This is a genomic window from Janthinobacterium sp. BCJ23, from assembly GCF_059617945.1.
This window is the reverse complement of sequence record NZ_JCAQAW010000009.1, coordinates 274,054-284,472: the sequence shown is the minus strand read 5'-3', so window position 1 is coordinate 284,472 and position 10,419 is coordinate 274,054. Positions and strand designations below refer to the sequence as shown.

At 62.1% G+C, this 10,419-nt stretch carries 9 protein-coding genes and 1 rRNA gene; 3 read left to right on the top strand and 7 right to left on the bottom strand.

The window, feature by feature from the left end; translation table 11 throughout:
* The first annotated feature begins 4 nt into the window (after positions 1-4).
* A 5S ribosomal RNA gene (rrf, locus tag AC54AG_RS24395) occupies positions 5-117 on the top strand.
* Positions 118-373: 256 nt separating this feature from the next.
* The gene (locus AC54AG_RS24390; RefSeq protein ID WP_496631809.1) at positions 374-1,672 is read left to right on the top strand and encodes a leucine-rich repeat-containing protein kinase family protein; all 1,299 of its coding nucleotides are present in this window, start codon (positions 374-376) and stop codon (positions 1,670-1,672) included.
* Positions 1,673-1,726: 54 nt separating this feature from the next.
* On the opposite strand, the gene AC54AG_RS24385 is transcribed toward AC54AG_RS24390, so the two are convergent.
* Both AC54AG_RS24385 and AC54AG_RS24380 read right to left on the bottom strand, forming a co-directional pair.
* Entirely contained in the window at positions 1,727-2,992 is a 1,266-nt protein-coding gene (locus AC54AG_RS24385; protein ID WP_034759421.1) for a nitronate monooxygenase, read from the bottom strand.
* Between the two features lie 183 nt (positions 2,993-3,175).
* Positions 3,176-3,661, bottom strand: a complete 486-nt coding sequence (locus tag AC54AG_RS24380) for a YajQ family cyclic di-GMP-binding protein (protein WP_034759416.1) — start codon at positions 3,659-3,661, stop codon at positions 3,176-3,178.
* 186 nt (positions 3,662-3,847) lie between these two features.
* Between AC54AG_RS24380 and murB the strand changes: the two genes are divergently transcribed.
* On the top strand, positions 3,848-4,876 hold the full coding sequence (gene murB, locus AC54AG_RS24375) for a UDP-N-acetylmuramate dehydrogenase (protein ID WP_034759411.1): 1,029 nt from the start codon (positions 3,848-3,850) through the stop codon (positions 4,874-4,876).
* A gap of 111 nt (positions 4,877-4,987) precedes the next feature.
* Here the strand turns inward: murB and ppnP are convergent, their stop codons facing one another.
* Genes ppnP through AC54AG_RS24350 form a run of 5 tightly spaced genes read right to left on the bottom strand, consistent with a single transcriptional unit; the run spans position 4,988 to position 10,416 of the window.
* On the bottom strand, positions 4,988-5,302 hold the full coding sequence (gene ppnP / locus AC54AG_RS24370; RefSeq protein WP_070300815.1) for a pyrimidine/purine nucleoside phosphorylase: 315 nt from the start codon (positions 5,300-5,302) through the stop codon (positions 4,988-4,990).
* A 25-nt stretch (positions 5,303-5,327) separates the two neighbouring features.
* The gene (locus AC54AG_RS24365) at positions 5,328-6,353 is read right to left on the bottom strand and encodes a diguanylate cyclase (RefSeq protein ID WP_072456265.1); all 1,026 of its coding nucleotides are present in this window, start codon (positions 6,351-6,353) and stop codon (positions 5,328-5,330) included.
* 10 nt (positions 6,354-6,363) lie between these two features.
* The gene (cheB, locus tag AC54AG_RS24360) at positions 6,364-7,416 is read right to left on the bottom strand and encodes a chemotaxis-specific protein-glutamate methyltransferase CheB (RefSeq protein ID WP_034759403.1); all 1,053 of its coding nucleotides are present in this window, start codon (positions 7,414-7,416) and stop codon (positions 6,364-6,366) included.
* A gap of 10 nt (positions 7,417-7,426) precedes the next feature.
* A complete protein-coding gene (locus AC54AG_RS24355; protein ID WP_496631795.1) occupies positions 7,427-9,733 on the bottom strand; it encodes a hybrid sensor histidine kinase/response regulator in 2,307 nt (768 codons plus the stop codon).
* On the bottom strand, positions 9,730-10,416 hold the full coding sequence (locus AC54AG_RS24350) for a chemotaxis protein CheW (protein WP_072456269.1): 687 nt from the start codon (positions 10,414-10,416) through the stop codon (positions 9,730-9,732). Before AC54AG_RS24350 ends, AC54AG_RS24355 begins: the two co-directional genes overlap by 4 nt.
* Between the last annotated feature and the right edge of the window lie 3 nt (positions 10,417-10,419).

Below are 10,419 nucleotides of genomic sequence, written 5' to 3'. Positions count from 1 at the left end.
TATGCCTGATGACCATAGCAAGTTGGTCCCACCCCTTCCCATCCCGAACAGGACCGTGAAACAACTTTGCGCCGATGATAGTGCTGCAACCAGTGTGAAAGTAGGTTATCGTCAGGCTTGTTATTCGTAGTAAGAGAAAAACCCGTCAAGCAATTGGCGGGTTTTTTTTCGTCTGGGGGTTTGATATGCCGTGGGTGGTGTCGGCTTACGCGCGCAGCGCTAAGCCGACCTACGGTCAGACCTCTCGTCCGTTAGCAATGACCTTTGCGTGAGCGGCATGGTGGGTCCGACCCCGGTTGTTGTTATTTACGTCCAATGGTTTTTCTGCATGGCATCGATCGCGTGCTACCTTGAAGGGGATATCTTGTCTGCTGTGCATACACTGGAACAATTACGTGCTGGCCAACTGGCCGGCCTGCGCCGCCTGAAACTGTCCTGCGGCTTGACGACATTCCCCCACGAAATCTTCGACCTGGCCGACAGCCTGGAAATCCTCGACCTGTCCGGCAACGCGCTGTCCATATTGCCCGACGATTTGCCGCGTCTGCACAAGCTGCGCATCATTTTTTGCTCGGATAACCTGTTCACCACCTTGCCGACCGTGCTCGGTTCATGTCTAGCCCTGGAAATGATCGGTTTCAAGGCGAACCGGATCCGCCAGGTACCGGGCGCAGCCTTGCCGCCGAGGCTGCGCTGGCTGACCCTGACCGACAATGCCATCGAATCCATGCCGGATGAACTGGGCAAGTGCAGTGAACTGCAGAAACTCATGCTGGCGGGGAACTGCCTGAGCCACTTGCCAGCTACCCTGGCGGCTTGCCACCGGCTCGAGCTGGTGCGCATTGCCGCCAACCGTTTCCCGGCGCTGCCCGACTGCCTGCTGTCTTTACCACGCCTGAGTTGGCTCGCGTATGCGGGCAATCCCTTTACGGAAGCGCGTGAGCTGGCCGCTCTGGCCGGTACGGGGGCGGCTGGCGTGGCATGGCAGCGCCTGGAACTGGCGCAGCAGCTGGGCGAGGGCGCATCGGGCGTGATTTACCGTGCCCGTCTCGATGGCGTCAATGACGTGGCCGTCAAAGTGTTCAAGGGAGCGATGACCAGCGATGGCTTGCCGCGCAGCGAGATGGCCGCCTGCGTTGGCGCCGGTGTCCATCCGGGCCTGATCCCCATCCTCGGCACGCTCGATGCGCATCCGCAAGGGGCGCTGGGGCTTGTCATGCCGCTCATCGATGCAGCCTACCGCAACCTGGCCGGTCCGCCGAGCCTGGAATCGTGCACGCGCGACGTGTACACCGATGGCGCGCGCTTTGACCCTCTGCAAGTGTTGGCCATTGCCCACGGCATCGCCTCGGCCGTGTGGCAGTTGCATGCGCACGGCATTGTGCATGGCGACCTGTATGCGCACAATATCCTGCATGCGGACGCTGGCGCCTGCTTGCTGGGCGATTTTGGTGCGGCGTCCATGTTTGCGCCCGGCTCGCCGCAAGGGGAGGTGCTGCAGGGCATAGAGGCGCGCGCCTTTGGCGTGCTGCTGGGCGAGTTGACCGCGCACTGTGCGACGCCCTTGCCCGCCCTGCAGGCCATGATGGATACTTGCCTGCAAGGCGAGGTATTGCAGCGGCCCAAGTTCGACGCGATCGCACGGGCAGTGCGGGACATGCTACCCGCATAAAAAAATGGCGCAGCCTTCGCAGGCTGCGCCATTTCTATGTCAAGCTGACAAGATTCAGCTTGCTACCAGGATTTCTTTTTCCGGCAGGGCGATCTGGTTGTCGACGCTGAACTGGTAATCCTTGAAGACGTGTTCGGCCGTCAGGATCTGGTATTCGCCGTTGTCGAGCTTGTGCGTGGTGTCCTTCAGACGATACGTGTAATGGCCGCAGGTCCAGCAGTTGAAGTTGCGCATGTGCGTGCACAGGCAAGTCTTGTCCATCACGACGACGGTTTTTTGCTCGGGATGGGCGGCGACTTCGCGGTTGTACGAGTTGATGTACGCGCAGTTGCCGGTCGCGTCGAGCAGATAGCCATACGATTCACAGCCTGGACGGATGCCGGCGCCGATGGCGGGCGTATTCTTCAGCATGCGCATCGGGTAGCCGGTCGGCGAGACGCCATTGACGATGATGTCTTCTTCCGAGGCCTTGTAGTATTCCTGCTTGACCTTGTTTGGCAAGCCGCATTCATTCGTGACGGTAAAGCGCGTCGCCACTTGCACACCGGCCGCGCCCGCTTCCAGGAAGGAGACGGCATCGCTGCCCGTGAAAATGCCGCCAGCAGCGATCAGCGGGATATCCAGCTGTTCGGCCTTCAGATAGGCCAGCAGTTCCGCCGTGATCGTGTGCAGGTCGTAATTGGCCCAGTCCATGCCGAAACCCAGGTGGCCGCCGGCCAATGGTCCTTCGACGATGATAAAGTCAGGCAAACGGTCCAGCTTGGCGTTCTTGCGCAGGAAAATCTGCAAGGCGCGTACGGACGAGACGATGATACCCAGCTTGGCATCGCGGAAACGCGGATGGTCGGCCATCAGGGCGAACGAGCCGAAGTGCAAGCCGGCGGACAGGGTGATGCCGTCGATGCCGGCGTCCAGCGCCGCGTTCAGGCGCACGCGCAAGGTTTCGCGCGGGCCGTTCATGGTCAGCTTTTCCATGCAATTGACGAAAATCAGGCCATCGCCTTTTTTCGCTTCCATGGTGCGGCCGATATGCAGGCGCTGCGCTTCCGCCAAACGGCCCAGGTCGAACTGCACCACGGCCTTGTCGCTGTTATTGATGTTGAACTTGTACAGTTTCGTCTTGTCTTTGACGAAGGTGGTGTCGAAACGGCGATCCGACACGTCTTCCACCATGGCATCGGAGATATGCCCGATACCGTTCAGCCGGGCCGCTTCCAGCGCCAGCTCCGACGTGGAAATATCCACACCCATTCCGCCTATCATGATGGGCACATATTCTTTTTTGCCAAATCGCAGGCGGAAATCATCAACACGTTTCATTGCTATCCTTAGACTACCGTGGTTATCACTGAGCCAGATGTACGGTCAAGCCCGCCGCCGGTCAGGCGCGCGGGCGCATGTAGCTGTGCGCAGCTTCAATTCTACCCCAAGCGGGCAGGCGCTCCGAGGCAGCTTGCCGCCACGCCGGTGCAAGCGCAGGCCGCAGCGTGCGCATCATCGAAATTAATCGCGGAAATTGTTAAATTCCAGCGGCATGTCGGGCACGTCCTTGCGCAGCATGGCCATGGCCGCTTGCAGGTCGTCGCGCTTGGCGCCCGTGACACGCACGGCTTCACCCTGGATGCTCGCTTGCACTTTCATCTTGCTGTCCTTGATGACGCGCACGATTTTCTTGGCATCATCCGATTCGATGCCATTCTTGATCTTGATGATCTGCTTGACCTTGTCGCCGCCGATCTTCTTGATATCGCCTTCGTCGAGGAAGCGCACATCGACCTTGCGTTTGGTCAATTTGTTGGTCAGCACGTCGCGCACCTGGCTGAGCTGGAATTCCGAGTCCGCAAACGCGGTCAATTCGTTTTCCTTGTGTTCGACGCGGGCGTCGCTGCCCTTGAAGTCGAAGCGGGTCGTGATTTCCTTGTTCGATTGCTCGACTGCATTCTTGACTTCGATCATATCGGCTTCGGAGACTACATCAAATGACGGCATGGTCTGTTCCTTTTCTTGTTAAAGCGAGCGCACGCTCGGTGCGCTGGGCCTTGGCGGCTGATTCTGCGCCATGGGACGGCCCTGTTAAAGATGCGACATTTTAACGGACAACGGGCAAGTCGCCCTTGTCTTGCGCTGGTTTTTTGTCGGTTTCACTCTATAATCGAGCAAAATAATCGCTATCCCATGTCTGCAGAGCTCACCATCGAACACAATTACAACCTCCAGCGCCTGAATACCTTCGGCATCACGGCCAATGCGGCCGCCTACGTACGCATCACTTCGCAGGCCCAATTGCAGGCCGCGCTGCAAGATCCCGCCTTGTCCGCCATGCCGCGCCTGATACTGGGCGGCGGCAGCAACATCGTCCTGACCGGCGACTTTCCCGGCGCCGTGCTGCACATGGCCACGCGCGGCATGCGCCTGGCGCAGGCGGACTTCGAGACGATACTCGTCACGGCCGCGGCCGGCGAAAACTGGCACGATTTCGTGCAGTGGACCTTGGCGCAAGGCGTGGGCGGGCTGGAAAACCTGTCACTGATCCCGGGCACGGTGGGCGCGGCGCCTATCCAGAATATCGGCGCGTATGGCGTGGAAATCAAGGATTATCTGCATAGCGTGAGCGTCATGCACAGCGCCAGCGGCATCGTTTTCGACATGGACCGCGATGCTTGCCGCTTCGCCTACCGCGACAGCATCTTCAAGCAGGCGGACGGGCGCGAACTGATCGTGCTGGAAGTGACGTTTGCCTTGCCGGCCGAATGGCAGCCGAACTTGCGCTATGCGGAACTGGCGCAGGCCGTGGCTGAGCGCAATCTTGCCGAGCCGACGCCGCAACAGGTGGCCGACACGGTGATGGCGATCCGCCGGAGAAAATTGCCGGACCCGGCCGTGATCGGCAATGCGGGCAGTTTCTTCAAGAATCCCGTGGTATCGCGCGAACAGTGTGCGGCCTTGCTGGAACGTTTCCCTGCCTTGGTGCACCATGCGCAGCCCGATGGCACGGAAAAGCTGGCGGCCGGCTGGCTGATCGATCAATGCGGCTGGAAGGGAAAAAACCTGGGGCCCGCGGGAGTGTATCCCAAGCAGGCGCTGGTTCTGGTGAATAATGGCGGCGCTCGTGGTGCGGACATTACCCGGCTGGCGGAAGCGATACAGGATGATGTTGAGGCGAAATATGGCGTGCGCCTGTCGCCTGAGCCTGTGTTTGTCTAAATAGTCAATCCGCGCTTGAAAAAATGTTCAGGGCAAGGCGCATTGCCGAAGACAGTACGTATAGTACGGCGAGGCAGTGCAACGCAGCCATGGACGTTTTTTCTGCGTGGATTAGCCGAAGTGGCAGACGTAGTCGACGGTTTCGACGGTCTCGATGTCAAAATAGCTATTGCCCGGGATACTGAATTGCGTGCCCGCGCCATAGCTGTTCCATTCCGTCGCGTCAGCCAGGCGCACCTTGCACAAGCCGCCGACGATTTCCATGATTTCCGGCGCGCCCGTGTTGAAGCGCAACGATGACGGGAAAATCACGCCTACGCTTTTCTTCGTGCCATCGGCCAGGATGACGTTGTGCGAGATGCATTTGCCGTCAAAGTAGATATTCGACTTCTTGACGACGCTGACATTGTCCAGTTGTGTGCTCATGCTTCACTTTCCTTGCTGTTAAAAATCAGTCGCGGACGTCATTGGCGCTCAGCACGCTGTTGCGTCCGCCGCGCTTGGCCGCGTACAGGGCCTGGTCGGCGCGGTTGATCAGTTGCTCGATCGTCGAGTCCGGCGAAGGCACGACGGTGGCCACGCCGATCGAGATGGTGACGATGCCCTTGCTTGCCGCCGGGTTTTCGATCTGCAAGCCTTCCAGATGACGCCGGCATGCTTCGGCGATCTGCAGCGCGCCAGCCGCTTCCGTTTCCGGCAGGATCAGGGCGAATTCTTCGCCGCCATAGCGGGCGGCCAGGTCGGCCGGGCGTTTCAAATGTTCCGTCAGCACGGCGGCGACCTTTTTCAGGCCCAGGTCGCCCGCCAGGTGGCCAAAATGGTCGTTATAGCTTTTGAAATGGTCGATATCGCAGAACAGCAGGCTCAGCGGCGTCTTGTCGCGCTGGCCCCGTTGCCACTCGAATTGCAGGGTTTCATCGAAGCGGCGCCGGTTGGCGATGCCCGTCAAGCCATCGAGGGCTGCTAGTTTCTGTAGTTCAATATTCGCATCGGCCAGGTTCTTTTGGCTTTCGCGTAGGAAACGAAAAGCCTGGTCGCGCTGCAAGCGGCTGATGTGCGCGTTGGAATGGTAGCGTATGCGCGCCAGCAGCTCCAGGCGGTCCGGCAGCTTCACCACATAATCGTTGGCGCCGACGGCAAAGCTGTGGGCCTTCAGTTTCGGGTCGTCCTTGGCCGACATCACGATGACGGGCACATGCGCGAGCGCCTCGTTTTCGCGGTACAGCTGGATCAGGGCGAAGCCGTCGATGCCAGGCATCACGAGGTCTTGCAGGATGACGGTCGGTTGCAAACGCAGTGCCGTGTCCAGCGCCTGCGTGGCATCGGTCACGTAATGAAATTCGATATCCTGCTGGTCGCTGAGCATGCGCCGGACTGCCTCGGCAATGATCAACTGGTCGTCCACCAGCAGCACGCTGACCTTGAATTCGGTCAATGCGGGCTCATGCTGGGTGAAGCTGGAGGAGAATTCTGGCATTGCATTCTTTTCAGATGTTAGGGGAGGGCTCCCACCCATTGTTGAGCTTGGCGCCCAGGCGGCTGCGCAGGCTGGCGCCTATTCTATCCAATGGCAGGATTTGCTGCGCCGCATCGAGTTCCGCAGCCGCGCGCGGCATGCCATACACGGCACTGCTGGCTTGGTCTTGCGCAATCGTCGTCTTGCCGGCGCGGCGCATGGCCAGCAAACCATCGCCGCCGTCGCGCCCCATGCCTGTGAGCAATACGCCGATGGCATCGCCACGCCAGTGCTGCGCCACGCAGTTGAAGAAGACATCGACGGACGGGCGGTAAACATAGTCGCGTGGTGCTGCATCGTAACCCAAACGATAATTTTGATCTAGCAGCAGGTGATCATTGGTCTTGGCGATCAGTACGCTGCCTGCCACCAGTTCGTCGCCCTCGGCGATCACGCGCACTGGCATGCTGAGCTGGTCATCGAGCCACTTGGCGAAGTGCGAAGCGAAGGTTTCATCGATATGCTGCACCACGACGATGGCGCAGCCGGGCGGCGCCGTCCAGCCGGACAGTACCTTGGCCACGGCCGACGGCCCGCCCGTCGAGGCGCCGATGGCCACCAGGGTGCTGACCTGGCCGTCGCCCCGGTCGCCGCCATTGGCCGGTGCCTGGCGCGGCGGCGGCGCTTCGGCGCTGTGGCGTATCAGCTTGCCGATGGTCTTGATCTTGGCCAGCAGCTCGCTGTCGCCGCCCACTTCCCCCTGCAGCACGGGCGTGGCCGTGACGTCGAGCGCGCCCGCGCCCAGCGCGCGAAAGACCTGGTTGACATTGTCTTGCGGGCGTCCCGTGACGACGAGGATGGCGCACGGGCTTTGCTCCATGATCAGGCGCGTCGCTTCCACGCCATCCATCTCCGGCATGTTCAGATCCATCAGGATCAGGTCGGGACGGTTGCCCTCGCACATGCGCACGGCTTCGAGCCCAGTGCGGGCGATCCACAGCACCTGGTGTTCCTGCGTGCTGGCGACCACCCGGCGCAGGGCCTCGGCGGCCATGGCGACATCGTTGGCAATGGCAATTTTCATGAATGACAGCTCATAAGCGGGCATCTCCTATCAGGTCGGCCACCGCGTCGAGCAAGGTCTCGTCGTGGAAGCTGCCTTTGGTCAAATAATAGTCGGCGCCGGCGGACAGGCCGCGCGCGCGGTCTTCCGGACGGTCCTTGTACGACACGATCATCACCGGCAGCTTGTGCAGGTGCAGGTCCTTCTTGATCAGCGAAACGAGTTCGATGCCATCCATGCGCGGCATGTCCACGTCGGTGATCACCAGGTCATATTCTCCGCTGCGCACCACGTTCCAGCCGTCGATGCCGTCGATGGCCACGTCGACGTCGAAGCCGCGCGCCAGCAGCAGCTTGCGCTCCATCTCGCGCACCGTCAGCGAATCGTCGACGACGAGGATGCGCTTGGCCTTGCGGCGTTCGGCGTGGCCCGCCTGCGCCAGCTGGTGCAGGCCGCCCTCGTGCAGCAGCTTGTCGATCGACAGCAGCAAATCGGGCACGTCGAGGATCAGCACCGGCTCGCCGTCGTCGAGCAGGGCGGCGGCGGAAATGTCGCGCATCTTGCCGAAGATCGGATCGATGGCTTGCACGGCCAGGCTTTGCTCGCCGCGGATGGCGTCGACCACCAGCGCATAGCTTTGCTTGCCCCGGCCGATCACCACCACGGGCAAATCCTCGGCCTGGTTGGCCGCTTCGCCCAGTTCGAGCACCTGCGCCGCCGACACCAGGCCCAGATGCTCGCCCTTGAGTTCGAAGAACTGCTTGTTTTCCAGGGTATGGATGGCCGCTTGCGGCACGCGCACCACGCTTTCCACCTTGACGATGGGGATGGCGTAGGCTTCGCCGTGCACATCGACCACCAGCGCACGCACGATCGACTGCGTCAGCGGCAGAGTGATCAGGGCGCGGAAACCGCGGCCCGGCTCCGATTCCAGGCGCACCGTGCCGTTTTGCTGGCGTATCGTCTCGTGCACGATGTCGAGGCCCACGCCGCGTCCGGACAATTGATTCGCCTTTTCCTTCAGGCTGAAGGCGGGCAGGAACAAAAATTCCAGCAGTTCGCCCGGCGACAGCGCGGCGGCCATGGCGGGGCTGGCCATCTTGCGCTCGATGACGGACTGGCGGATTTTTTCCAGGTCGACACCGCGCCCGTCGTCGCTGATCTCGATGCTCAGCATGCCGGCGCGGTGGCGCGCCTCCATGCGTATCGTGCCCAGCGCTTCCTTGCCCGCGTCGATGCGCTCGTACGGGCCTTCCATGCCATGGTCGATGGCATTGCGCAGCATGTGGTTCAGCGGGCTTTCGATCTTCGCCAGGATGTCGCGGTCGACCAGGGTGTCTTCGCCTTCGATCTCGAGCTGCACTTCCTTGCCCAGGCTGCGCGCCAGGTCGCGCACCATGCGCGGGAACGCGTGGATGCCGTCGCGGAAAGGGCGCATGCGCAGGGCCAGCACTTCGTCGACCATGCCTTGCGAGACGGCCAGCAGGCGCCGTTCATAGGTTTCGATGTCGGCGATGTGCTCGAGCATGAACTGCTTCAGGGGCTGCGTCTTTTGCAGCGCCAGCAGGGACTTTTCCACCAGGCCCGGGTCGGCCGAGCGGGCAATGGCTTCGTGCAGGTGCTCGATGGCGGAAAACAGGCTGCTCTGGTTGCGCTTGAAGCGCTGCAGGGCGCCGACGAACGGGTGCATCTGGTGCGCATTGATGCGCGATTCGCTGGCCAGCGACAGCAGTTTGTCGAAGTTTTGCGCCTGGGCCTTGGCTGGCGCACCTGTACTGGTCGCTGTACGCGGCGCAGGCGCGGCCACTTCCGCTTCCTCTCCCGCCAGGCCGCTGGCCACGGGCGCTTGCGGTTCTGCCGCTTCCGGCGGCAAGGGTGCAGACATGGGCGCAGGCGCCGGGGGCAGGGCCGGCAATTCGGGCAGGTCGGCGATGCCGGCGATGGCGTTCAGGGTCTGGTCGATCTGCGCCGCATTCGCGGCCAGCCACGCTTCGGCGCCCGCGTCGTCCAGGCGCGACAGCTGCACGATCAGGTCGACGCCCGACAACAGCACGTCGACCCGCTCCGGCGTGAGCTTCAAGCGCCCATGCTGGGCGGCGACAAAGCTGTCTTCCATGCCGTGCGCCAGCTGCACCACCACTTGCAGGCCGACGATGGCGGCCGCGCCCTTGATCGAGTGGGCCGCGCGCATCATCGCTTCGACGGCGGCCGCGTCGCCCGCATGGCGCTCCATGGCCAGCAAGCCGTCTGTAAGGATCTGGGTCTGGCTGTCCGCTTCCATGCGGAACAGGTCCAGCATGGAAAAGGCACTCAGGTCGCCGTGCTGGTCCTGGCTCATCGTAATAGTCTCGCAAGTTGAAAGCCGATCAGCGCCGTATCGAGGCAGCCGATGCGCATGTCGCCCTCGGTGATCACGCCCGACAGGAAGCGCGACAGCCCCTTGTTGATGGTGGCTGCCGGCGCCTGCACGGCGCCCGACGCGTAGCGCACGATGCCGTGCAGGTCGGCCACGGGCAGCGCGTAGGCCTGGTCTTCCCAGCGCATCAGCAGCAGGCGCGCAAACGTGTGGCGGCCCTTGGCTGGCGGCGCGCCCTGTTCATCGATGCCCAGCAAACTGGCCAGCGACATGCACGGATACAGCTTGCCGCCGATATTGACGATGCCCGCCAGGCCGCCCCCGCCGCGGTGCGGCAGCGCGTGCGGCTTGGCCTGCGGCGCCACGGAGTCGAACACGCGCGTGGGCAACGCCAGCCATTCGCGGCCGATGCGAAACACCAGCGCCGAACTGTCACGCACTTCGCCGCCCGCATCGATCTGGCGGAAGTGGCTGGCCCAGTCGCGCCGGTAGTGTTCGTCCACGGGCCGCTGCAGGTTGCGCTGGGCGGCGCCCGCATACACGTCGCAGTTGCGGCAATGCACGTTGGCTGGCAGCTTGGGGCAGCTCTGGTCGCCGACCACGCCGATATGGTTCCAGCAGTCGTCGATGGTGGCGGGGGACTCGGTGGCGATGAGATTTGTCATGCT

Coding starts and splice junctions, on each gene's coding strand:
- AC54AG_RS24385 (WP_034759421.1), bottom strand. CDS start 2,992: ATGAAACGTGTTGATGATTTCCGCCTGCGATTTGGCAAAAAAGAATAT.
- AC54AG_RS24350 (WP_072456269.1), bottom strand. CDS start 10,416: ATGACAAATCTCATCGCCACCGAGTCCCCCGCCACCATCGACGACTGC.
- AC54AG_RS24365 (WP_072456265.1), bottom strand. CDS start 6,353: ATGCCAGAATTCTCCTCCAGCTTCACCCAGCATGAGCCCGCATTGACC.
- murB (WP_034759411.1), top strand. CDS start 3,848: ATGTCTGCAGAGCTCACCATCGAACACAATTACAACCTCCAGCGCCTG.
- AC54AG_RS24380 (WP_034759416.1), bottom strand. CDS start 3,661: ATGCCGTCATTTGATGTAGTCTCCGAAGCCGATATGATCGAAGTCAAG.
- AC54AG_RS24355 (WP_496631795.1), bottom strand. CDS start 9,733: ATGAGCCAGGACCAGCACGGCGACCTGAGTGCCTTTTCCATGCTGGAC.
- ppnP (WP_070300815.1), bottom strand. CDS start 5,302: ATGAGCACACAACTGGACAATGTCAGCGTCGTCAAGAAGTCGAATATC.
- cheB (WP_034759403.1), bottom strand. CDS start 7,416: ATGAAAATTGCCATTGCCAACGATGTCGCCATGGCCGCCGAGGCCCTG.